Here is a 22098-nt window from a genome sequence, read left to right as displayed (position 1 = left end):
TTCACACCTCCACTTCGGCGGTCAGGGCGGTGGTCCGGCCGTCGAGGGCCTCGACGAGGACCCGGACGGTCAGGACCCGGACGGCGGGGTCCTCGGTGAACGTGACCTCGGCGACCTCCCGCACCCGTGGGTCGGCGGCCAGGGTGCGGACGATCTCCAGGCGCAGCAGGTCCTTGAGGACGCGGGTGCCGCCGGGGTGGGTGAAGGCGGCCCCGGCGCTGAGCCCGTAGCGGTGGTCGCAGCGGTCGCTGCCGTACGGGGTGAGCAGGCGCAGGGTCAGTGCCTGGACGAGGTTGGCGAGGCCGCGGACCTCGGCGAGCCCGCCGCCGCGGACGACGAGGTCGCCGTCGTCGAGGAGCAGGCTGTGGCCGAGGGGTTCGAGCGGATCGGGGCTGGGCATGGGCTGGCGGCTCCTCAGTCCGTACGGAGCAGGGTCTGGCCCGGGTCCTCGACCTGCCAGGCGAAGGGGAGGACGGGGACGGCCTGGGTGGCGCCCTTCGCGGTGGCGAGGGCGACGGGTGTGCCGCTGACCTTCAGCAGGCGGCTGGCCCCGACGCCGACCGCGGTGACCTTGACGCAGGGCGCCTGCCCCTTGCTGACGTCGGTGTTGGGGCAGGCGGGGACGGTCGCGGCGAGCAGGTCGGTGACGAGCAGGGCGGGGGCGCCGTCGACGGTGAGCGCGCTCTGCGAGGCGGTGGCGAGGACGGGGGCGCCGTGGGCGCACTTCAGGACGGAGGCGGTGGTGAGGACTTCGGGCATCACGTCACCTGTACCGAGGCGCCGTCGAGGGACAGGCTCACGGTCCCGTTGGTCAGCTTGATCCCGCTTCCCTTCGTGCGGACGGTGACGGCACCCTCGGGGTCGATCTCGATGGTGGTGCCGGTGTGGTGCTCGATGGTGACCGAGTCGTCGTCGGGCGGGGTGGGCCGGGTGCCGACCTGCGGGAGCTTCGGCGTGCCGACGAGGATGTGCAGGCCGCGGGCCTGGATGATCCGGCCGCCCTTGGCGTCGGTGAGGTCGTTGACGCCGGGGCCGGTGGGCTGCCCGTCGGAGCCGGTGCCGGTGGGCAGGGCGAGCCAGTAGTCGCCGGGTTCGGGCGCGGGCGCCCGGGCGCCGGGGGTGCGGGGCCAGAGCCAGCCGACGACGGCGGCGTCGTTGACGAGGTTGCGGTTGTGGGCGAGCAGGGCCCGCATGCCGGGGTAGACGGGGGTCATGAGCCCGCACGGCCCGAACGCGAAGGGCGCCGCGACGGGTTTGTCGAGCAGGACGTCGTCGCCGACCGGGCCGGTGACGCTGGGCAGGCTCATGGAGGGCGGCGGGGACTGCCCGTAGCGGAGGGAGACCTGGTGGCCCGCGGCCCGGTAGGAGCTGACCTCGCCGACGTCGACGGAGGGGCGGGCGAGCAGGGCGCGTTCGGCGCCGGCGTCCAGCCGGTCGGTGAAGCCCCGGGCCCCGTCGACGGCCTCGACGAACTCGCCGGCGGCCGCGGCGACGAGCTGGACCTCGCACACGTAGCCGGTGCGGACGCCGAAGCGGTGCACGAGCCGGTTGACGCGCAGTGGTCCGGCGGGGGCGTCCTGGATGCGGCGGAGCGTGACGACCTGGCCGACCCGCAGATCGGGGTGGCCGAGGACGGTCACGTTCATCGAGGTACGGGTCGGCGGGCGCTCCTCGCCGGGTGCCACCACGAGGGTCTCCTCGCCCTGCGTCTCGCCGTACGCGACGAGGTTGACGTCCGGGTCGAAGGCGACCGGGGCGGGGTCGTCGGTGCCGACGGCGGGGCCGATGAGGACGCACCGGTCGCGGATGACGACGGGGGCGCCGGCGGTGTGGGCGAGCTCGCGCAGCGCGTCGAGGGCGGTGGGGTTGCGTACGGTGTGGTCGGTGAGCTCCGTGGTCAGCGCGGAGCCCTTGGCGAGGGTGAGCCCGGCGGCCGTCACGACCTTGTGGGCGAAGTCCAGGGCGTTGGCGGCCTCGGCGCGGTGGACGCTCGCGGAGGTCATGCGCAGGGCGTAGCCGCCGGCGTCCTGGCCGGTGAGCCGGACCCTGCTGAGGCCGTCCTCGGCGACCCAGGAGGCGAGTTTGACGACGCGGCCGGCCATGACGGGGTGACGGCCGACGCTCCGGTCGTCGAAGTAGCCGAGCCGGACGGTGGCCGAGAGCGGCCGGCGGGCGAGGGCGGCGCGCAGCGTCCTGACCGTCTCGGCGGGCAGGTTGACCAGGACGGCCTCGAAGGTGCTCGCGACGGCCCCTTCGCCCATGGTGACGGTGATGTCGGCGTCGAGGACGAGGGAGCCGCCGAGGACGTCGTTGGAGACGTTCAGCGGCAGGGTGGTGAGACCGGCGAGTGCCGAGAGGGGGCCCGCCGCCTCGGCGACGGTGCCGAGGAGGCCGGCGGGCCCGCCGGAGGTCTCCTCCTCGGCGAGGGTGAGGCTGTAGCGGATGGCGAAGCTCATGGGGCGGACACCCCCGCGAGGACCTTCGAGCCGTAGCTGCCGGTGCCGTTGAGGTTGCGGACGTCGACGAGGGCCTCCCGGAAGACGAGCCGGAGTTCGCCGGCCGGGCAGGGCAGGTCGCGGACGGCCTTGCGGCGCAGCAGCGGGACGAGTCCGCCGGGCTCCTCGCGGGCCACGGCGACCACGAGGAACGGGCCTCCGCCGAGCAGGTCGAGGACGCCGCCCGCGGCCGCCGTCTCCTCGACCGTCTCCTCGGCCGCGTTGACGTACAGCTCGATCCGGTAGACGTGCTCGCCGAAGCGCAGCCGGAAGGACTGCGGAAAGCCTTCGTCGGCGTCGACGGGCAGACTCGCCTGCATCGGGCCTCCTCTCGGGACGGGGCGGGGACGGCGTTTTCCGGGGTGCTGGGGCTCATCGGGGTGGCGCGGCACATCCGGGTGGCGGCGCTCATCCGGTTGGGGGCGCATCCGGTTGGGGGCGCATCCGGTTGGGGGCGCATCCGGTTGGGGGCGCATCCGGGTGCCCGGGCTCAGAAGAGCGGCGGGCCGGGTGAGCGGGGTACGGCTCCGGGGGCGGGTACGGAGGGGACGCCGGCGCTCCCGGCGGCGAGCGCCATGTCGGCGATCTCGCCGGCCAGCGCGCTCAGGCTGGAGCGGGGCACGTACTGGAGGGTCATGGACAGGTCGAAGGCGTCCCGTTTCTGCACGCTCTGCGCGAAGCGCAGGTCGGTGATCTGCATGTCGAGGCTGAGCGTGAGCCCGCAGACGACGGGGATGCCGGTGGCGGCGAGGGTCGGGCCCGCGGCGGAGAGCAGCGCCCGCGAGGTGAGCGCGAGTACCTCCAGGGCCTTCTTCGTCGCGAACCGGTCCGGGCCGAGCAGCACCGCCTCGATGGTCAGGGTCTTCGTGGACGGCTGGGTGGCCTGGGAGAACCTGCTGCCCAGGATCCGTTCGACCCGGTACCCCTCGGTCATGGTGATGCTCTGCACGTACAGCAGGGGGATCGTGCCGACGAGCACCTTGTCCGCCACCGGCTACCCCCGGCTGCCGAGTTCACGGTCGAGTTCCTCGAAGACGTGGGCGGCGATCCGCCGGACGTGGTGCTCCTGGAGGGCGCCGACCACCTCCACCTCCACGGGGAAGTGGTAGTGCACGACCTGGCCGGCGTCGCTCCGGTGGGACACCACGGCCTCGCTGCCGGGGGCGGGCACGATGTACTCGCCCTCGTGGACGAGGGCGATCCCGGTGCGCTCGACCCGGTCACCGGCGGCGGACGGCAGGGCGTGATCGTCATCGGACGTCATGGTCAGTCCTCCACACCGACGTTGAGGGCCATGCAGGTGAAGGTGGCCTGGGGGACGCCGTCGACGGTGATGTTGCTGGGCTGGGCGGCGCTGACCACGCAGCGGCTGAACTTGAGCGAGGAGAACGCCCAGTCGTTCCCCTTCTTCTCGGCGACCGCGATGGCGAACTCGCCTCCGTTGACCGCGAGTTCGGTGAGGTCGGCGACGGCCGACGCGATGGCGGGGATGGTCAGGGTGAAGGTGAAGGTGAAGGGCTGGCGCACATAACCGACGCCGTCCGCCTCCAGGCTGTGGATCACCGTGTGGGGCACGTTGAACGACGGGGAGAAGTTGGTGATCGGCGAGATCGTCCGGCCGGCGAGTTTCACTTCCAGCCGGGTGTTCCAGTCGGACATGGGGCGGCTCCTTAGTCGAACTTGAGCGTGATGTTGATGCGGTGGATCGCTCCCGCGTAGTCGACCCGCACCATGGCCTCGGCGGCGCGCTCGGTCTGCGCGTCCTGGACGAGCCGGTCCTCGACAGGGGTGCGCTGCGGCTTGTCGAGCAGGGCGAGGATGGGGACGACGATCTCGTACTCCTCGATGACCTCGGCCCTGCGCAGGGGTTCGAGGACGGTCTCCATCTCGGCGACGAGTCCGCGCAGGCCGGAGCGGCTGATCCGGAGGTTGCCGATGGTGCCGATGAGCCGGGCCTTGAGCCGGAACGTGATGTCGTCGACGGTGCGGACGATGTCGATGTACTTCTTGTCTCCGGGGCTGCCCGTGTAGCCCTCGCCGAGATAGACCCCGGCGCCCGGGATGAGCGGAGGGTCGACGAGCCAGTTGACGCCCTGGCCGGCGGGGCCGCCGGTGTCCGCGCCCTCGGAGCCGTTCAGCTTGACGAGTTCCTGGGCGGAGAACGGCTCGGAACTCACCTTGACTTTCTTCAGGAGCAGCGAGACGTGCGGCTCGTAGCCCGCGATGGTGCCGGCGACGGCCGCGGCGACGTCCTCGTTGCTCTTGTGCGCCACGTACACCATGCGCTCGCTGACAAGGCTGCCGACCACCACGGCGGGGTCGGCTGCGCCCTTGGCGAGCATCGCGACGCCGATGCGCTCCATGCCGTCGGCCACAGGGGCGTCAACGTGCTCGGCCAGCTTCACGATGGCGGGGGTGGGCGTCGGCTGGCCGCCCGTCGGGGTGCTGACGGACAGTGCGGTGCCGGCGAAGAGGACCAGCTGCACGTTGACGGTGCCCATCTTGGCGAGCGCGTCGTCGTAGGTGTTGGCCTGGGCGAGCCGTACGCCCCAGACCTCGCTGGGTCCCGGCTCCTGGACGAGGGCCGTCGCGATGGCGTCGCCGAGGGGCCCGGCGGCGATCCTGCGGGCCTCGTTGACGTCGGTGAACAGCGTGGGGACATTGGCCGGGAGGAAGTCCGAGGGCGGGTTGGCCGGCGGGGTCGCGACGCCGATGATGCCGACGTTGCCATAGGCGCGGACGGCGGGGGCGAAGGGGACGCCCCCGGTCTTGACGCGGACGTAGCGGACGGGAGTGTCGGGCATGGGACCTGCTTCCTTCCGGAACGGGGACGGTGTTCGGGCTCGCCGGCCGGTGGCCCGGACGGGCCTTGTGGGCGGCGGTCGCGTCAGGTCAGGAACACCGCCGCCATGCCCGCGCCCTCCAGCAGACTCTCGATCTGCGCCCGGGTGAGCCCCGGCTCGGCGGGCGGCGGCAGCGGTACGGGGGCGGGGAAGGCGGCGACGAGCGCGTACGGCGCGACGCGCACCCCGAAGGACCCCGGCGGCAGCGGACGGTCACGGGCCGCGGCGGCGACCAGCCGGGCCGCCCGTACCGCTCCCGCGACGTCGTCGGTGGCGCCGACGACCACGGCGGCGTCCACGGCGACGGTCCGCCGGTTGGCGGGGTGCCCCGGGTCGAAGACGGGCGGCCGGCGCAACTTCACCTCGGTACGGAGGTACTCGCCGGACTCGCGCAGGTCCTCCACGGTGACGAGGCCATGGCTGCGCATGAACGCGTCCAGGTCCAGGAAGCGGAACTGGTCGCGGAACTCGTCGAGGGTGTCGTACGCGTCGACGGCCTTGACCACGAGGGAGTCGAGGCCGCCGGGGTCGGTCTCGGCGACGATGTCGATCTCCAGCTCGGCGAGCACGTCGATCCACACCGGGTCGGCCGTCTCGCCCTCCCAGCGGAAGTCGGACAGGGTCGTGCCCGGGACGACCTGACTCCAGGTGCCCCGGCGGGCGTCGAGCGGGAAGACCGGCCACTGGGCCGTGACCTTCCGGACCCGCAGCGCAGCCACCGAGTCGATCCGCTCGTGCTCCAGCTCATGGGTCCGCTCGACGAGAAACCGGGCCCGGGGTTCGAGCAGCGCGCCGAGTAAGACCGGATCGGCGAGCCGGGCCATGGCCCGGTCCTGGATGGCACCCATGCAACGCGTCCTTTCGCGCCGCGGCGGACCGCGGAGCGACTGTGCGGCTCCGCCTGGCGGCAGGACATAGGGACGCACGTCGGCACACGGCGCGACAAGGCCTTCTACTCCGTGCGGAGGAGAAGAATCACCGATCGGGCGATTGCGCCCCGACGTGCGTTTTCGCGGCCCTCCCCCGCCCCTTCGGGCGAGCGCGCGAGCCTGGTGCAGGGTTGTGCGCAGGGGGCGCGCGAACGCTTGGAACCGTCGGCAATTCTCATGTCCTGCAAGGGTTCTGACGCCACCTCACGCGCATGCGACGCCGTCCCGCCGTCAACGCGAGTCCTCTCAGACGCGGCCGACGGCCGACGGCCCCCCAGGCAGGTCGCGGCCTCCTCGTCCTGCCGACCGCCGGGGGGCCCGGGGGCCGGAGTCAGAACAGCGGGGGTACGTCCAGGAACTGGCCGCTGGGGCTCAAGACAGCCTCGAACGGGGTCTTCCACTGGTCCGTTCCCCGGCGGATGCCCAGGTAGGTGGGGCTGTAGTCCGCCCAGTTGACGGAGACCAGATCGTTCTTGCCGTCGCCGTCGACGTCACCCGCGCCGATGACCCTGAGATTGCGCCAGCCACCGCCGATCTTCGACCGGGGCGCGAACGTGCCGTCGCCCTTGCCGAGGTAGAGCCAGAGGACACCGTCCTTGTCGCGGGCGACGACGTCACTGGCGGCGGCGCCGCCGATGTTCCCGGTGGCGGCGATCTGGTGGTAGACGCCCCAGCCGCCGCCGACCTTCCTGCGTGCGGCGAAAGTGCCGTCGGCCCTGGCCGGATGGAGCCAGAGGACGCCCGCCCTGTCGGTCGCGACGAGGTCGTCGCGGCCGTCGCCGGTGAGGTCGGAGCCGCTGGTGAGCTTGGCGTAGACGTTCCAGCCTCCGCCGACGCGCTTGCGGGGGGTGAGGGTGCCGCCGCCCTTGCCCTCGTACGACCAGAGGACGCCGTCCTTGTCACGGGCGACGAGTCCCGTGCTGCGGCGGACGATCTGGTCGTACGCGTTCCAGCCGCCGCCGATGAGGGTCCGCCGCGCCGGTTCGTCGTGCGTCAGCTGCCGGAGCTGGCCCACGTCGTACAGGTACAGGAAGCCGAGCGAGGAGCGGCCGAAGACGTCGGGCGAGCCGTTGCCGTCGAAGTCGTGCCGGCTCGGTGCGCGCGGGGCGACGACGAACGAGCCGGTGCGCTCGACGGCCGGACCGATGCCGTTGCGGGGCTCGGCCGTCATCGTCCACGTGTACGCGCCCGCGTAGGCCGGGAACTTGCTAAGGAACCCGTCCCAGTCGAGCCGGAACTCGCTCGGTCCCCCCGGTTCCTGCCAGGTCCTGAGGGTGCCGGTCGCACGCGAGGCCGTGTGGACCACCTTGAGGGTGACGAGAGCGCCGGGCCTGTCGAGCGTCCAGCTGAACGGCACCTTCCCGTCCGCCGCGTCGAGGTCGACCACGCCGGACGGCGCCTGGGGCTCGGACCGTGCGGTGAGGGCGGTCGGGACGCCGGTGGTCGCCAGAACGGACACGGCCGGCCGGCCGCCGTTCGCGCCGGGCGTGATCCGGTACACCCCCTCGCCGTGCTCGACCGTGCCGCCGGTCGCGATCAGACCGCCGTCGGCGGCCTGGACGACGGAGGTGGCGTGCGCGAGGAGCGGGAAGGTCTCGTCCGTCGTCAGCGAACGGGCGGTCAGGTCGCGCAGTCCCTCGGCGTTCCAGGCACCGAAGGCCCAGGAGTTGCCGTACACGACCCAGTCGTCCGTGACTCCGAAGGCCAGCGGATTCCCTCTCGCCTCCCTCGCCCAGGTGGTGCGGGCGACCTCGGGGGAGTCACGCCGGGCCACCGCCAGGACCGTCTTCCCGGTGGCGTCCCTCTCCTGCCACACCGCGCGGGTCCGGGAGCCGGCGACAGGGGTGATCCAGTTCGCGGCGTTCAGGACGGCGTGGGTCGCCGTCACCGAGGCCGTGGCGAGGTCCACGAAGGCCAGGTTCTGTCCCCCCGTCCCGTCCGGGCTCACGAAGCCACGGAGCATCAGCGTGCTCGGGTCCGAGTTCTGCTCACCGCGCCACCACCAGGTATCCGGCAGGCCGGTCACCTTCCGTTCCACGTCCTGGCCCCGGTCGTCCTTGTCGATCAGGTGGACCTCCCATTTCCCGTCCACCTGTCGTTCCACGACGAGCGTGGTCCCCCGGTACGCGACGGAGACGATGTCACCGGTCTCGCCGTGCGCGGCGAGGTCGTACGAGACCAGCTCCTCGCCCGTCGCCATGTCGAGGAACGTGCGGGTCGTGCCGTCGATGCGGACGACGGTGTCCGTGCCCGGGTCCGCCTCGTACTTCCCGCCCGGCAGCCGGGTCCGGACCCCGTCCGCGTACCGCGTCCACGTGTAGACCTCGGTCTCGCCCTCCTTGTGGCGGGTGAGGTAGCCGGTGGGTCCGCCGGAAAGGGCGACCGTGCCGGGCGGCACGGAGATCGCGTCCCGTGGGGCGTCGGAGGCGGCGGGCGCCGCCGCGGGGGGCATGGCGAACGCCGGGACGGCCGGGCCGCCGCCGGTCACCGCGAGGGTGACGGCGACAGCGACGGCGAAGCGGCGGGTGGTGCCGTACTGCTGCTTCACGAGGTTCCTAGAGAGAGGTTGGGATCAGAAGATGGCGGGACGGACGCCGTACGCGTACGGGGCGCCGGTGCTGAGAGCCGTGCCGGTGCGGAAGGGGGCCTTCCAGTCGCCGGTGCCCTTGTAGACGGTGAGGAGGGCATAGTCTTCGGTGCCGCTCTCGGCGATCAGGTCGGCACGCCCGTCCCGGTCGACGTCACCGATGTTGACGATCCGGTCGTAGGCACCCCAGTCGCCGCCGACCCGCGTCCGGGGCGCGAACGTACCGTCGCCCTTGCCGAGGTACAGCCACAGGACACCGTCGCGGTCACGGGCGAGGAGGTCGCCCACTGCCGCGCCGCCGAGGTTTCCGGGGCCGGTGAGGAGGTCGTACGTGTTCCAGCCGCCGCCGATCCGGACCGGCGCGGCGAAGGAGCGGCCCTTGCCGGAGTAGAGCCACAGGACACCGGACCTGTCGCGGGCGACGACGTCCGCGTACGGGGTCGCGTCGATGTTCCCGGTGGACAGCAGCCGGTCGTACACGTTCCAGCCGCCGCCGCGCTCGGTCCGCTCCCACTCCCCCGTCGGCTTCGCCACGAACTGCCGGACGTCGTACGAGGAGAGGTGGCCCGTCACGTCGCGCACGAGCAGCGTGGGGGTGCCGGTGTCGGAGTAGTCGTGCGGTGCGCTGCCACTGGCGACCGTCAGCGTGCCGGTCCGCTCGACCCGACCGCCGAAGCCATTGAGGGGCGAGACGACCAACTTCCACGTGTATGCGCCGTTGTGGGCGGCGGTCCCGTTGGAGAAGGTCCCGTCCCAGGAGAAGACGGCCTCGGTGTCCGCCCCCAGGAGCCTCTGGCTGCCGCCGGCCCAGGTCTTGCCCGTCGCCTTGTGGGTCAGCTGGAGACTCACCACCACATCGCCCCGGCCGAGCCGCCACCGGAGCACCGCCTTCGACCCGGCCGTGGCGAAGCCGGCCGTGGCGGGCACCTGCTGGTCCGCGACGGTGACCGGCGTCCTGGCACCTTCGGTCGCGAGGAGGGTGGGGGCGGGCCGGCCGTCCGCGCCGAGACCGATCCGGTACACGCCGGCGCCGCGCTCCGCCGTCGTGCCCTGCGCCAGCAGACCGTCGCCCGCCCCGGACAGTTCCCCTGCCTTGCCGAGGAGACCGGTGACGGTCGTGCCGTCCTTGAGGGAGACGGCCGAGAGGTCCCTCCTGGAGCCTTCGTACACGGCCCAGTCCCCCAGCAGGGAGACCGGCGCATAGTCGCCGTTGACCCGGAAGGTCGTGTGCCGCGTCGACTCCGTCGTGCCGCGGCGGGCCGTCACCAGGGTGACGTTGCCCTCGGAGTCCGCCACGGACCAGGCCAGGTGGGTGGCCGAGACCGCGATACCGGAGTTGGGGTAGAAGCCGGGCACGGCCCGGTCCTCGACGACCTGCGCGCCCGCAAGGTCCACGACGGCCAGACGCCGCCCCTTGGTGCCGCCGACCGTGCCCTCGTACCGGACGACGAGGACGCCGGCGGGGGACGTCTCGACCCTCAGGATGTCTGCGTCGGCAGGCAGGCCCCGCACCTGGCGGTGCACGACCGTGCCGGCGGGCTTGGAGACAAGGTGCAGGCTGTCGCGCATGGACCCGCCCCACCGGACGAGCGCGAGCGTGTCCCCCGCCAGCTGCCAGAGATCCGCGCTCGGGCCTACGGAGCTGGTGTCGATGTCGACGGGCGCGCCGCCCGCCATGTCCAGGATCCGGTACGCGGTCCTGCCCGTCTGCACGGCGACGCGATCGCTGCCGGAGTCCGCAAGGGGACTGCCGCCCTGGTCGCGGGGCCAGGTCAGGGGAGTCGCGGCCCCGTCCGCGGACCGGCGCCACCGGAACGTGAGGTCCGTACCGTCGGCGGTCAGGGCGGCGGTCACGAAGCCGTTCGCTCCCGAGCTGTACAGCATCTCGTCGACGCCGAGGGCGAAGAGTTCCGCCCCCTGCTCCGACGCGGCTGCGGTCACCGCCCGCGGCTCGGCGAGCGCGGTCGCGGTCGTCGCCGCCGTGCCGGCCGTCACCGCAAGAGCGAACGTGACGGCGCCGGCGAGGCGCCGGCCGGCAGGGCTGAGGTGTTCAAGGGGATTCCTTCCGAAATCTATGATCGAGGCATCTGTGCGCCCCGACCACATGACTTCCGAAGGCCGTTCATGGTTGTACGGCCGCTCCCCGACCGGAACCTAGTCCGTCAAGTCGGATTCGGCTCACAACTGGTCTCCCCTGCTGGGTGTTTCCGGAGGATGGGTCCCGCCGCCGTCCTTGATGTCCGCTTCGCAGGTTCGTCCGTCGTAGGACTGGTCATTGGGGATGAACAGCACTCCGGCAACCTGCTCAGGGTGCTCGACGGCGAGCCAGTCGTCGCCCGAGAGGGGACCATCCGGTCCGAACGCCTGGGACGAATAGACCGTCTGACACCCCAATGCCTTGCGCTCCTTGTCGACCGCGCAGGCGTCCACCGCGGGGCCGGATCTCTCGTCAGCGGCGACGAAGCGGTAGCGGAAGTGGACCCGGTCGCCTTCGGACGGCACTTGCGGGTGGGGCTCCAGGCGCCAGTCGACGACCTCGGCGGTGACGCCGAGAAGCTGCCCGTACGAGTTCTCGACCTGCACTCTGACACCCGCCTCACCGCGCTCCGCCGTCGAGTCGGTGCACAAGAGGGAAGAGCAGCCGGACAGGGCGAGCGTCACCAGAGCCAACGAGGCACCGGCAAGTACCCGTGCGGGGAACACTGAAACGACCTCCGGTCGGGATGGGCGGAGCAGTGTATCCCGGGGCAGGAATCGGCGGAGAGGGGGATCGGCCGTCCCCGCAGGTTCCGGGGGCGGCTACGTTTGGTTCGACGCCTCCTTGGCCTGCCGCGCGATGCTCTCCAGCACGGTCTTCGGCTCGGTGGACGGGGCGACGGCCTTGCCGATGTTCAGCTTGATGGTGTTGCTGACCTGGAGCCAGGAAGGGTCGTTGACCGGGTAGAGCTCGGCAGTGCGCAGTGCGCTCAGGAACTGCTCGGCACTGGGGTCGGCCGCCGCGTCCTGGGATGCCTGGTTGGCGGTCACCGTGGACGGCAGCAGCTTGTAGCGGTCGGCGAACTCGATGAGGTTCTTGTCCTCGTAGACGAAGTTCAGGAACGAGCCCACCAGTTCGCGATTGCCCTCGCGCTTGAAGGCCATCATCCAGTCGGCGACGCCCGCCACCGGCGGGGTCTTCCCCTCGTCGAGCGTGTCCGACACCGGCATGCGCAGCGTGCCGACCTTCATGCCCTTCGCTCTCGCCTTGTGCAGCAGCGAGGGATAGCCGTTGACCATGCCGACGTCGCCGCGCAGGAAGGCGGCGAAGGCGTCCTGTCGGTTGAGCTGGGCCGGCGGGACCGGTCCGGTCAGGGCAGGTGCGACCAGGTTGTCCTTGATCCAGCGGAACGTCTGCGTGTTCCGCTCGGACGCGAGGTCGTAGTGGCCGCTGCTGTCGGTATAGCCGCCGCCGTTGCTCAGTTCCCAGATCAGCGCTTCCGCGTGCGCCTCCTCGGGGCCGAGCGGCAGCGCGTACGGGTAAAGCACGCCCTCGTTCTTCAGCGCCTCGGCTGCGTCCTTCAGGTCCGACCAGGTCTTCGGCGGCTCCGCTCCGGACTTGTCGAACAGCTCCTGGTTGTAGAAGAGCAGCCGGCTGCTGGCCACGAAAGGCAGACCGTAGAGACTGTGGCGGATCGAGCCCGCCTCCGCGAGCGGCGGCAGGAAGTTCGACTCCGTTCTGATCGACATCACCTCGCTGGCGGCGTAAAGCCGGTCTTGCGCGGCGAAGTCGGAGTACGCACCCATCAGAGCCACGTCGGGGGCGTTGTCCTCCGCGACCATGCGCGTCACCTCGCGGTCGACGTCCGCCCACGGGTAGATCGTCACCTCGACCGTTTTGCCCGGGTTGGCGGCGCTGAAGGCGACGGACAGCTTGTCCCAGTACGCCTTGGAACTGGTCGCGGGGCTGTCGCCGTACTCGGGGACCACCAGCCGCAGCGTCGTCCCGTCACTCCCGGAGTCGCTGCAGGCCGTGACGAGGGAACCCAATAGCCCGAATGCGGCCAGCGAGGCGGTCATGCCGAAGAGTCTTCGTCGCACGGATCTTTTCCTCTGGATCTTTTTTGGACAGTGCGTCCGGAATTCTCTCCTGACCGGGTGCGTATTTCGCGCCCTGGCGAACAGTTGTGGCCATAGCTCCAACCAGGGCCTTTCCCTGTGGTGTTTTCCGCTACATCGATACCGAGATTGATGCGCGTAGATTCCTCCGTGGTGTCCAAAGCGGCGCCGAAGCGGAGCATGGACGAAATGGAGAGGTACGCGAATCGCCGGCGCATCCTGTCGTCCGTGCGGCCACTCGTCCCGCCCGGCCCCGAAGCGTCGCGCGCCTAAGATCACCGGGGCGGGAGACGGCGGACAAGACATGGGAGAGGCGGCGGACATGGCGGACGAGCGCGTGTACCTGGTGACCGGGGGCGGAACGGGGATCGGGGCCGCGACCGCGCAGTCACTGGCCCGGGCGGGACACAAGGTGGCGGTGTCCGGGCGACGCCCCGAGCCCCTGCGGCTGGTCGCCGAGGAGACCGGGGCGCTGCCCGTACCGTCGGACATCGGGGACCCCGCCGCGGTGGCCGCGCTCGTCGAGACGGTGGTCGGCACGTACGGGCGGCTCGACGGTCTGGTGCTCAACGCCGGCATCGGGCGGGGCGGCGGGGTGGGCGAGGTGACCCTGGAGGACTGGGACGAGGTCATGCGGACCAACCTCACCGGTCCCTTCCTGCTGCTGCGCGCCGCACTCCCGCACCTGCTCGACGCCCGCGGCGCGGTGGTCGCGGTGGCCTCGGTGTCCGCCCTGCGCAACGGCGTCGGGAACGCCGCCTACGCCACCTCCAAAGCGGCGTTGCTCCAGTTGTGCCGCTCACTCGCGGTCGACTACGGCGGCGCGGGGCTGCGCGCCAACACCGTGTGCCCGAGCTGGGTGCGCACCGACATGGCCGACCGCCGAATGAACCGGTTCGCCGAGGAGGCGGGCCTGGGCGGGAACGGTCTGGAAGCGGCGTACGAGGAGGTGACCCGGGTCCTGCCCGCCGGGCGGCCCGGTGAGCCGGAAGAGGTCGCGGAGGCCATCGCCTGGCTGCTGTCGCCCGCCGCCTCGTTCGTGAACGGCGCTGTGCTCACCGTCGACGGCGGCGCGACCGCGCTCGACCCGGGCACCCTCGGCTTCGACTTCCGGATGGAGCCGCGCGCCCCGCGGGCCTGACCGACAGTCACGACCGAGGTGTCCGGTCACGCTCAGCCGACCGGCCACCCCGCCCACGGCCATGACACCCCTGCGGCCCCCTGGACTTGGACCTGCCGCGCGGGGTGGGGCGGACCCCACCCCGCGTCAGGGCGTCGTCGGTGCCGTCCTCACCGGCGACGCCGTGTGGCGCAAACGGCCGGCCGCCGCCCTCGCCCGGCTGCTCCTGGCCGACGTCAGCGCGACCCGGTTGCGGCCCGCGTGACGTACGCGTCGATGTGGGTCTGGGTGAGGGTGTTGCCGTGCGCGTCCGTCAGCGCCGCGCGCAGCGACACCGCCTTGCCGGGCGCCGGCGTCGTCACCGTGATCCGTCCGCCGGTCACCGCCGCTTGCTTCCAGGTGGCGCCTCGGTCCGTCGAAACGGACACGGTCAGCGACCGCACGCCCGACTGCCGGGCCGCGCCCTCCACCGTCACCGCCACCCGGCTCGTGGTGTGCGCCGGGGCGGTGCCGTCGAGCGCGAGGTCGGGGCCGAAGCGTACGGCGCTCAGCGGGAGGTCGGTGGCGGTGGTCGTCGCGGCGGAGGTGAACGTCCACGCCGCTGTGACGCTCCCGCGCGGCCGCGTCGCGCTCGCCGTCAGCCGGTAGGCGGCCCGCCCCGCCGGCACCGTGAACGAGGCGTGCCCCGGCTTCTCGCCGCGGCGGGTCGCGACCAGCGTGCCGTTGCGGTGCAGCGTGACGGTCGACGCGGTGAACAGGGGTGAGGACGGCGTGTGGCCGTCGCCGTCGGCGAGCAGGGGCACCGTCAGGTCCAGGGTGTCGCCGTTGCGCTGCGCGACGGGCCGGGCGCCGGGTGAGGAGTCCAGGGCCGGGCCGAAGACCGGGGTGTCGAAGGTGCGCACCGTGGTGGAGCCGGGCGTGAACGAGCGCCCGAGGACGAAGTAGTTGTTGGCGGGCCCCTCCGATTCGGGCTGCGCGCCGTACACGAGGTCCCAGTTGCCGCGCTCGGGCGTGAGGAGGAACGTCCCGGTGCCCCCCGACGGCACGGGCAGCCCCAGCGCCGGGGAGGCGCCTTCCGACGGTGAGAACTCGACGAGGGCCGTTCCCCCGCCGGACGCGGGCACCCCCGCGCGCACCACGAGCGTGGCCAGGTCGCCGGGCGCCGGGTGCCGGACCAGACCGGTCAGCGCCCGCTCGCCCTGGAAGGTGTAGCCGAGGGCGCAGACGCCGCCCGGCCGGCTCCAGTACGAGTCCACCCAGGTCCGCACGGCCCCGCGCTCGGTGTCCGGCCCCAGGTGCGCCACACGCAGGTCCAGCGACCTCGTCATCAGGTTCACGAACCCGGTGACCCCCTCGTACGTGACCTTGGCGAACGCCCCGGCCTGCTCGAACGTGGCGTCGGCGACCGGCGGCCGGATGTCCACGGGGCGCGCGACCCGCGCGTCGAGCACGAGGGTCATGTCGCGGTCGACGTCCAGCCGGGGCTGCACGAGCCAGTCGTTCCCCCAGTTCTCCTCCCCCACCGGCCTGGTGGAGATGGTGGAGTCGAGCAGGTAACGCCCGGCGGGCACCTGGACGGTGACGGTGCTGGGCGATTCCTTCAGCTCCCGACCGCTGCCGGCGTCGGGCCCGGACAGCGCGGTCAGCAGGGTGCGGTAGCCGGTGGTCGGCGCGCCGTCGCGGCCCAGGTGGACGAGGGTCAGCGTGTACGTGCCGGAGGCGCCGGGCGTCCGCCGCCCGGCGGGCGCGGCTTGGGCCATGGCAGCCGGGAGGCAGACCGCGGCGGTGCCCGCGGCCGTCGCGACGCCGAGCCCGCGCAGTACGGACCGGCGCGTCGCCGTGCGGGCGGGGGCGGACGGGACGGACGAGGGAGAGTGCTTCGAGTTGTCGTTCATGATCTGCACTGGACCGGCCCGCCTCCGGGTTCCCGTGAGCCGCGTCACATCACCCTCGTGACGTCGGCTGCTCGTTCAGTGCCGCGGGAACGCCGTTGCCGTCGGGGCCGGCCCGAGCGTCGTCGTGCCGGGGAGCGACCGATGGCCCAGCCCCGTGCGGTACGCGTCCAGCGCGGCCTCGGTGCGGCCGCCGCGGCGCAGGAGGTCGCCCAGCAGTCGGCACAGATCGGCGAGGTCGCCGCTCGCGCCGCTGCGCTCCAGCAGCCCCAGCGCCTTGACGTAGTGCTCCTCGGCGGTCTCGCTGTCCCCCCGCTCCTCGGCGATGAGCCCGAGCAGCCGGTGTGCACCCCCCGCGTGCACCGCGCCGTGCCGGTCACCCAGCTCAAGAAAGGCGGAGAGCAGATCCGACGCCTCGCCGTGCCGTCCGAGCCGCCGGAGGACATCGGCCAGCTCGACCTCCACCTGCGCGGTGAACAGCGCCGCACGTCTGGCGTTCAGCATGTCCCGGGCGGCACGCAACTCCTTTTCAGCTGCTGCCAGTTCGCCGTTCTGAGCCTGGACGTAGCCGCGCATCCAGTGACAGTGCGCGAGATCGGTGCCCAGGCTCAGCTGCTGGTAGATCGCCTGCGCCTTGGCCAGTGAGGCATCGGCGTCGGCCGTGCGCCCCTCGGCGAGGAAGGTGCGAGCCACCTGCCGGTGCATGCCCGCCACCAGCGCCGGATCGCCGACCTGCGGAGCCAGCGCCAGGGCGAGCTCGGCGGCGTGCGCGGCACGGGCGTGCGCACCCATGTCGATGTACGGGCCGATCACGGCGGCGTACAGGATGACCAGCGCCTCGGGGTCGGCCAGGCCGCTCGCACCGAGCTCGTCGATGGTGGATTCGAGGAGGTAGCAGGCGTAGCGCAGCTCCCCGGCCAGGAGGTGTGCGACGGCACGGCCCCGGATCGCGCGTGCGCGGCGGGGCAGCGGCTCCTCGGCGAGGAGCCGCTCGGCGGCCTGGAAGTGGTGGCCCGCGTCGACCAGTTCGCCGGTCTCCAGGGCACAGTCGCCGAGCCCGAGCAGCGCTTCGGCCTGCTCGGGAACGAGTCCGAGGTGCTCCGCGTCGGCGAGGAGCCGGCGGTAGCGCAGGGCGGCCTCGTCCGCCGTCCCGGTGGCCAGCTGCTGGTGAGCGTCGGTGAGGGCGAGCCGCAGCTCGGTGGCGAGGTGCGCGGGGCGGCCGGTGGCCAGTTCCTCGTAGGACGTACCGAGCTGCTCCGCAAGGAAGCGCAGTGCGGTCTCCGAGGGCCTGACCTTGCCCGACTCCAGCGTCGAGACGTACGCGGGGGTGTACGAAGGCTCGGCCAACTGTCGCTGTGTCAGCCCGCGTTGCGTGCGAAGCCGCTGTACTCGGTGGCCGATCGCGGCCGGCTCGTCCATGCGGACCCCCTGGTTCGTGAATTCCCCAGTATCCAGAAGCGGCAGGCATTGCGCACCCCTCGCCTTCCCCCTATGTTAAGCGACTTGTTCAGCACATTTACTAACTGACTTAACTCGCCTGACAAGGAGCTGACTTCATGCGTTCAGCACGACGCGGAGCCATGGCCGCCGGAGTGGCCGTCGCCCTCGCGGCCGTTCTCGCCGCCGCACCCGGCAGCGCCGCCGCGGACCCGACGGCACCCCCCACGGCCGGAGTCGAGGTCGAGATACCCGGGCCGGAACACGGGACGCTCGCCGGATCCGGCCACACGCAGGTGCCGTCGGAGGGCCGGAACCAGCCGGCCTCCCGCCTGTCGGTGACCGAGGTGGTCGCCGACGGCGAGGTCGCCAAGATGGTCGACAACGGCCCCACCGGCGACCGGCTCGACATCGTCGTCGTGGGAGACGGCTACACCGTCGCCGAGCTGCCCCGCTTCCACGCCGACGCCCAGCAGAAATGGGCCGAGCTGACGGCCGTCGAGCCGTACACCACCTACCGCAACCTCTTCAACGTCTGGACGGTCGACGCCGTCTCGAACCAGTCCGGCGTCTCCGGCGACCCCTCCGCCGACACCCTCCGGGACACGGCCCTCGGCTCGTACTTCTGGTGCGACGGCATCGAGCGGCTGCTCTGCATCGACCAGGACAAGGTCGACGGTTACGTGGCGAAGGCCCCCGAGGCCGACCTGGTGCTCGTCCTCGCCAACAGCACCAAGTACGGCGGCGCGGGCTACAACGAGCGCAGCGAGACCCTCGGCTACGAGGGCATTTCCACGGCCTCGGCGGGCAACGAGAAGTCCGGCCAGGTCGCGATCCACGAGACCGGCCATTCCCTGGGCAAGCTCGCCGACGAGTACTTCTACGCCGACTACCCCGGCTACGAGCGGTACGAGGGCCCCGAGCCTGCCGACTCCAACATCACCACCTTCACCTCCGACGAGCTGGCCGACCAGGGCGCCAAGTGGCACCGCTGGCTCGGTGAGCAGTCGCCCGACGGCGGCACCGTCGGCGCGTACGAGGGCGGCGGCTACTACGTCGCCGGGCTGCGGCGCCCCACCGAGAACTCCCTGATGCGCACCCTCGGCAAGCCCTTCAACCTGCCCGGAGCGGAGGCGATGATCGCCGGCTTCTACCGCGAGGCGCGCATCGCCTCCCCCGTCACGGCCACCGATCGCACACTCCGCAGGGGCGACACCGCCAAAGCCCTCGTACCCCGGCTCACGGGGGCGGACGGGCGTCAGCTCACGATCCGCTGGTATCTGGACGGGCGGGAGTTGAAGTCCCTCGCGGGCCGCACCGACGTACGCGTGTCCGACCTGACCCTGCGGCTGCTCGACCTTCGGACGCACAAGCTGTCCCTCACCGCCGAGGACCGTTCGCCCTCGGTGCGGGACCGCGCCGTCGCCCGGACGATGAGGTCCACGGTCAGCTGGACGGTCCGGTTCTGACGGACGGCTCCGGTGGTGGGCGTCGACAGCAGCGGCCGAAAGCGTCTCAGCCGGCCGGCGCCGACGTCCACACCGTGCCCCGTGCCTCGTACTCCAGCATGTTCTCCAGGCTGTTGGCCGTGTCCGGGCCGAGCTCGCGGCGGGTGAGCCAGAGGGCGAGTTCGAGGCCGGAGGTGACACCGCCGGCGGTGACGAGGTCGCCGTCGTCGACGACGCGGGCGTTCTTCAGCAGACCGCCCTGCTGTTGGAGGTCGGGCCTGGCCTTGTGGTGGGTGGTGCACGGGCGGCCCTTGGTGAGGCCGGCGGCGGAGAGGAGCATGACGCCGGTGCAGAGGGCGGCGATCGTGAGACCGGGGCGGGGGGCTGCCGCGAGGGCGCGGGGCAGGGTGCCGCGGTCGAGTTCGGCCCAGACCCCGGGGCTGTCGCGGCGGGCGTAGCCGCCGCCCGGGACGACGAGCAGGTCCGCTTCGTCGGGGGCCCAGGGATGGAGGCCGCGGACAGTCGTGCCGTAGGCGGCGGTGACCGATCGGGCGCGGGTGGCCGAGACGTAGCGGACCTCGACCGGGCGCGGGGTGAAGAAGCCGGACGCGGAGAAGACCTCGTACGGGGCGGCGAAGTCGAGTTCCTCGACGCCGTCGAACATCACGACGTGGACGCGCAGCGGTCCGTCGGGTCCGGTCGGCTCGGCGGCGGACGCGGGGACGGCGGTGGTGCCCGCGAGGGCGCCCGTGGCGCCGAGGGCGGTGGTGGCGCAGAGTAACTGCCTGCGGTTCATGCGGTGCTCCTGTTCTCGGGGTGGCGACCGGAGAGGACGTCGGCCCGCGCAGGTCCGGAGTTCCCGCCACGGCGCGGGAACTCGACGCCTCCCCCGTACGACTCCTTCACCGCACCAGCACGGCAGCGGCGAAAGGCAGAGGATGGGCGGACTGGACATACGCATGCGCGGAGTCGCCTGCCGGCACGGCCGCAACGAAGCCGTGGCGGGGGTGGATCTGGAGATCGCCGCCGGCGAGCGGATCGCGCTGACCGGGACGAACGGGTCCGGGAAGACGACGCTGCTGCGCGCGGTCCTGGGGCTGCACCGGCAGGTGAGCGGCACCATCGAGGTCGGCGGGCGCGGAGCGCGCTCGGCCGCCGAGTGGGCGTGGCGGCGCCGGTCCTGTGCCTGGATTCCGCAGAAGCCCGCTGCCGGACGGTTCCCGCTGCGCGGGGACGAGCTCCTGGCGAGCGGTGGGGCGCCGGCCGAGGCCGCTGAGGCCGCGGAACGGCTCGGGGTCGGTGCCCTGGCCGCAAGGCCCGTGGACACCTTGTCCGGTGGGCAGTTGCAGCGGATGTATCTGGCTCGGGCGATCGGTTGTGTCGCGGCGGGCGCACAGGTGCTCCTCGCCGACGAGCCGACCGCCGCCCTCGACTTCGAGGGGCAGGAGGAGGCGGCCGACGTGCTCACCGCGTTACCGGTCACGCTCGTGGTCGTGACCCACGACCGGGCGCTGGCGGAGCGGTGCGACCGGGTCCTGGAGATGGCCGCCGGGCGACTGCGGGAGGTGCGGTGAACGCGCTCGCGGCCGCCGATCTCGGCGCCATGCTCCAGCTCGTGCCCGTGCAGCGGGCAGGGGCGGCCCTGCTCCTGGCGGCCGTCGGGCTGCCGGTGATCGGAGTGGTGATCGTCGGGCTCGACATCATGCCGGTGCGGTTCGCGATGATGCACGTGGCACTGCTGGGCATCGCCATCGGCCTTCTGACCGGGCTCGATCCGATGTCGTGTGCCCTCGTGGCCTGTGCCCTGTCGGGTGCGGGCGTCGCCCCGCTGGCTCGGACACCGGCCGGCCTGTCGGGGGCGATGGGCCTGCTGATGAGCCTCGCCATCGCCGCCGCGCTGCTCCTCCTCGCCGTCTCCGGCGTCAACGCCTCGGGCGCCTTCGCCCTCCTCTGGGGTTCGATCCTCTCGGTCGGCACCGCCGACCTCGTGGTGCTCGGCGCGCTCGCCGTGACCGTGCCGACGCTGTTCTGGTGGCGGCGCCGTGACGTCGCGCTGCTGCTGTACGACCGCGAGCTCGCCCAGTGCTCGGGCGTACCCGTCCGCTTCCTCACCACCGCGCTTCTCGTACTCGTCGCCGTCTCGGTCGCCGGGGCCATCAAGCTCACCGGCGCACTCCTCGTCGACGCCCTGACCCTGCTGCCGGCACTGGCCGCCCGCCGCCTCGGCCGCTCCCTGTGGTCGATCACCCTGTGGACGGTCGGCATCGGCGTCGCCGTCAACGCGACGGGTTTCCTCCTGGCCCTGTGGCTGGACTGGCCTCCGGGCCCGGTCCTCGTCCTGACGGCGGGGACCGTGGTCCTCGCCGCTCATCTCATCCCTGAACGGAGAACCAGCTCATGGCGCGCACCCGCGTCCGTCACGCCCGCATCGCTTCCCTCGTCGCACTGAGCGCGGCCCTGCCGCTGCTCACCGGGTGCGGCGGCGAGGACGCCGCCTCCTCCGGTACGACCGACGGCAAGAACCACAAGCCGGTGGTGGTCGTGACGACCACCTGGGAGGGTGCCTTCGCCAAGGCCGCCGGGGCGGAGGACATCACGGTGATCGTGCCGCAGTCGGTGCACCACGCCCCCGACTACGACCCGAAGCCGTCGGACCTGGCCGCCGTCGCGAAGGCCGACTTCGTGCTCTACGCGCCGTTCGAGCCCTACGCCGCGAAGATCAAGGAGGCGGCCGGTTCGAAGGCGAAGCTGGTCGAGGTGAGCCTCGACAACGACCCGGCGAAGGCCGGCGCCGAGGTCGTGCGCCTGGGTGGCCTGTTCGGTACGAAGGACACCGCCGCGCAGTGGAAGACCCGGCTCGACGGCGAGGTCACGAAGCTCAACGGAGAGCTCGAGGCCGCCTGGCCGGGCGGGAAGAGCCCCGCTGTCGTCACCCAGATGTTCACCGGCTGGGCGGCCGGACTCGCGGGCGCCACGACGGTCGGCACGTACGGCCCCGAGCCGGTCACGCCCGCCCAGCTCGCCTCGCTCTCGGCGAAGAAGCCCGCGTTCGTCCTCGACAACGCGCACATGTCGACGGGCACGGTGCTGCCCGACTCGGGCGCCGAGCAGGTCGCGATCGTCAACTACCCGGGCGAGGACCTGGATCTCCTCGCCGTGTACCGCAACGCGGCAGCCCAGTTGAAGAAGGCCATGGGCTGAGCCCGGGCCACATGCGGGTGGGGAGGGTCGCCGTCGGCGGCCCTCCCCACC

At 72.3% G+C, this 22098-nt stretch carries 21 protein-coding genes; 5 read left to right on the top strand and 16 right to left on the bottom strand.

Annotated features, from left to right (window positions below):
* Window position 1: 1 nt before the first annotated feature.
* The 13 genes from SGA01_RS34045 to SGA01_RS33985 form a co-directional block, all read right to left on the bottom strand.
* Complete coding sequence (locus tag SGA01_RS34045) at window positions 2-400, bottom strand: hypothetical protein (RefSeq protein ID WP_141301584.1); 399 nt, start codon at window positions 398-400, stop codon at window positions 2-4.
* 14 nt (window positions 401-414) lie between these two features.
* Window positions 415-759: a hypothetical protein gene (locus SGA01_RS34040; RefSeq protein WP_141301582.1), complete on the bottom strand. Its 345-nt coding sequence runs from the start codon at window positions 757-759 to the stop codon at window positions 415-417.
* Window positions 759-2456 (bottom strand): hypothetical protein, encoded by a 1698-nt coding sequence (locus tag SGA01_RS34035; RefSeq protein ID WP_141301580.1) that lies wholly within the window; start codon window positions 2454-2456, stop codon window positions 759-761. Before SGA01_RS34035 ends, SGA01_RS34040 begins: the two co-directional genes overlap by 1 nt.
* Window positions 2453-2815 (bottom strand): hypothetical protein, encoded by a 363-nt coding sequence (locus SGA01_RS34030; RefSeq protein WP_141301578.1) that lies wholly within the window; start codon window positions 2813-2815, stop codon window positions 2453-2455. The genes SGA01_RS34035 and SGA01_RS34030 overlap by 4 nt, the downstream gene beginning before the upstream one ends.
* Before the next feature lie 170 nt (window positions 2816-2985).
* A complete protein-coding gene (locus tag SGA01_RS34025) occupies window positions 2986-3486 on the bottom strand; it encodes a hypothetical protein (protein WP_141301576.1) in 501 nt (166 codons plus the stop codon).
* 3 nt (window positions 3487-3489) lie between these two features.
* Window positions 3490-3759, bottom strand: a complete 270-nt coding sequence (locus SGA01_RS34020) for a hypothetical protein (RefSeq protein WP_055645541.1) — start codon at window positions 3757-3759, stop codon at window positions 3490-3492.
* Between the two features lie 2 nt (window positions 3760-3761).
* Window positions 3762-4154, bottom strand: a complete 393-nt coding sequence (locus SGA01_RS34015) for a hypothetical protein (protein WP_055645540.1) — start codon at window positions 4152-4154, stop codon at window positions 3762-3764.
* Window positions 4155-4165: 11 nt separating this feature from the next.
* Window positions 4166-5299: a hypothetical protein gene (locus SGA01_RS34010; RefSeq protein WP_218037858.1), complete on the bottom strand. Its 1134-nt coding sequence runs from the start codon at window positions 5297-5299 to the stop codon at window positions 4166-4168.
* An 83-nt stretch (window positions 5300-5382) separates the two neighbouring features.
* Entirely contained in the window at window positions 5383-6186 is an 804-nt protein-coding gene (locus SGA01_RS34005; protein WP_141301574.1) for a hypothetical protein, read from the bottom strand.
* Window positions 6187-6598: 412 nt separating this feature from the next.
* Window positions 6599-8815 carry an FG-GAP repeat domain-containing protein gene (locus tag SGA01_RS34000; protein ID WP_141301572.1) on the bottom strand — a complete coding sequence of 739 codons (2217 nt, stop codon included), beginning with the start codon at window positions 8813-8815 and terminating at the stop codon, window positions 6599-6601.
* 24 nt (window positions 8816-8839) lie between these two features.
* Complete coding sequence (locus tag SGA01_RS33995; RefSeq protein WP_141301570.1) at window positions 8840-10849, bottom strand: FG-GAP repeat domain-containing protein; 2010 nt, start codon at window positions 10847-10849, stop codon at window positions 8840-8842.
* Between the two features lie 183 nt (window positions 10850-11032).
* Window positions 11033-11557: a hypothetical protein gene (locus SGA01_RS33990; RefSeq protein WP_174867609.1), complete on the bottom strand. Its 525-nt coding sequence runs from the start codon at window positions 11555-11557 to the stop codon at window positions 11033-11035.
* Window positions 11558-11653: 96 nt separating this feature from the next.
* Window positions 11654-12931: an extracellular solute-binding protein gene (locus SGA01_RS33985; protein ID WP_141301566.1), complete on the bottom strand. Its 1278-nt coding sequence runs from the start codon at window positions 12929-12931 to the stop codon at window positions 11654-11656.
* Window positions 12932-13271: 340 nt separating this feature from the next.
* Between SGA01_RS33985 and SGA01_RS33980 the strand changes: the two genes are divergently transcribed.
* A complete protein-coding gene (locus tag SGA01_RS33980) occupies window positions 13272-14090 on the top strand; it encodes an SDR family NAD(P)-dependent oxidoreductase (RefSeq protein WP_141301564.1) in 819 nt (272 codons plus the stop codon).
* 215 nt (window positions 14091-14305) lie between these two features.
* On the opposite strand, the gene SGA01_RS33975 is transcribed toward SGA01_RS33980, so the two are convergent.
* A complete protein-coding gene (locus tag SGA01_RS33975; RefSeq protein WP_141301562.1) occupies window positions 14306-15964 on the bottom strand; it encodes a serine protease in 1659 nt (552 codons plus the stop codon).
* A gap of 75 nt (window positions 15965-16039) precedes the next feature.
* Window positions 16040-17380, bottom strand: coding sequence for a helix-turn-helix domain-containing protein (locus SGA01_RS33970; protein ID WP_141301560.1), 1341 nt, complete (start codon window positions 17378-17380; stop codon window positions 16040-16042).
* Between the two features lie 137 nt (window positions 17381-17517).
* Between SGA01_RS33970 and SGA01_RS33965 the strand changes: the two genes are divergently transcribed.
* The gene (locus tag SGA01_RS33965; protein WP_229918550.1) at window positions 17518-18867 is read left to right on the top strand and encodes a M64 family metallopeptidase; all 1350 of its coding nucleotides are present in this window, start codon (window positions 17518-17520) and stop codon (window positions 18865-18867) included.
* A gap of 46 nt (window positions 18868-18913) precedes the next feature.
* Here SGA01_RS33965 and SGA01_RS33960 read toward each other — a convergent pair whose 3' ends face one another.
* Window positions 18914-19642 (bottom strand): DJ-1/PfpI family protein, encoded by a 729-nt coding sequence (locus SGA01_RS33960; protein WP_141301558.1) that lies wholly within the window; start codon window positions 19640-19642, stop codon window positions 18914-18916.
* Window positions 19643-19784: 142 nt separating this feature from the next.
* On the opposite strand from SGA01_RS33960, the gene SGA01_RS33955 reads away from it, so the two are divergent.
* The 3 genes from SGA01_RS33955 to SGA01_RS33945 are packed head-to-tail and all read left to right on the top strand — an operon-like array spanning window position 19785 to window position 22047.
* Complete coding sequence (locus tag SGA01_RS33955; RefSeq protein ID WP_141301556.1) at window positions 19785-20420, top strand: metal ABC transporter ATP-binding protein; 636 nt, start codon at window positions 19785-19787, stop codon at window positions 20418-20420.
* Window positions 20417-21295, top strand: a complete 879-nt coding sequence (locus SGA01_RS33950) for a metal ABC transporter permease (RefSeq protein ID WP_141301554.1) — start codon at window positions 20417-20419, stop codon at window positions 21293-21295. Before SGA01_RS33955 ends, SGA01_RS33950 begins: the two co-directional genes overlap by 4 nt.
* Window positions 21244-22047 (top strand): metal ABC transporter solute-binding protein, Zn/Mn family, encoded by an 804-nt coding sequence (locus tag SGA01_RS33945; RefSeq protein ID WP_141301552.1) that lies wholly within the window; start codon window positions 21244-21246, stop codon window positions 22045-22047. Before SGA01_RS33950 ends, SGA01_RS33945 begins: the two co-directional genes overlap by 52 nt.
* Window positions 22048-22098 lie beyond the last annotated feature (51 nt).

The sequence above is a fragment of the Streptomyces gardneri genome (genome assembly GCF_006539185.1).
Classification (GTDB): Bacteria; Actinomycetota; Actinomycetes; order Streptomycetales; family Streptomycetaceae; genus Streptomyces; species Streptomyces gardneri.
The sequence above is the reverse complement of the archived record's forward strand: the minus strand, read 5'-3'. Positions and strand labels throughout refer to the sequence as shown.

Bases quoted from the DNA above. Each gene is read 5' to 3' on its own strand.
- SGA01_RS34045 (WP_141301584.1), bottom strand. From the start codon at position 400: ATGCCCAGCCCCGATCCGCTCGAACCCCTCGGCCACAGCCTGCTCCTC.
- SGA01_RS34040 (WP_141301582.1), bottom strand. From the start codon at position 759: ATGCCCGAAGTCCTCACCACCGCCTCCGTCCTGAAGTGCGCCCACGGC.
- SGA01_RS34035 (WP_141301580.1), bottom strand. From the start codon at position 2,456: ATGAGCTTCGCCATCCGCTACAGCCTCACCCTCGCCGAGGAGGAGACC.
- SGA01_RS34030 (WP_141301578.1), bottom strand. From the start codon at position 2,815: ATGCAGGCGAGTCTGCCCGTCGACGCCGACGAAGGCTTTCCGCAGTCC.
- SGA01_RS34020 (WP_055645541.1), bottom strand. From the start codon at position 3,759: ATGACGTCCGATGACGATCACGCCCTGCCGTCCGCCGCCGGTGACCGG.
- SGA01_RS34015 (WP_055645540.1), bottom strand. From the start codon at position 4,154: ATGTCCGACTGGAACACCCGGCTGGAAGTGAAACTCGCCGGCCGGACG.
- SGA01_RS34010 (WP_218037858.1), bottom strand. From the start codon at position 5,299: ATGCCCGACACTCCCGTCCGCTACGTCCGCGTCAAGACCGGGGGCGTC.
- SGA01_RS34005 (WP_141301574.1), bottom strand. From the start codon at position 6,186: ATGGGTGCCATCCAGGACCGGGCCATGGCCCGGCTCGCCGATCCGGTC.
- SGA01_RS33980 (WP_141301564.1), top strand. From the start codon at position 13,272: ATGGCGGACGAGCGCGTGTACCTGGTGACCGGGGGCGGAACGGGGATC.
- SGA01_RS33975 (WP_141301562.1), bottom strand. From the start codon at position 15,964: ATGAACGACAACTCGAAGCACTCTCCCTCGTCCGTCCCGTCCGCCCCC.
- SGA01_RS33970 (WP_141301560.1), bottom strand. From the start codon at position 17,380: ATGGACGAGCCGGCCGCGATCGGCCACCGAGTACAGCGGCTTCGCACG.
- SGA01_RS33965 (WP_229918550.1), top strand. From the start codon at position 17,518: ATGCGTTCAGCACGACGCGGAGCCATGGCCGCCGGAGTGGCCGTCGCC.
- SGA01_RS33960 (WP_141301558.1), bottom strand. From the start codon at position 19,642: ATGAACCGCAGGCAGTTACTCTGCGCCACCACCGCCCTCGGCGCCACG.
- SGA01_RS33955 (WP_141301556.1), top strand. From the start codon at position 19,785: ATGGGCGGACTGGACATACGCATGCGCGGAGTCGCCTGCCGGCACGGC.
- SGA01_RS33945 (WP_141301552.1), top strand. From the start codon at position 21,244: ATGGCGCGCACCCGCGTCCGTCACGCCCGCATCGCTTCCCTCGTCGCA.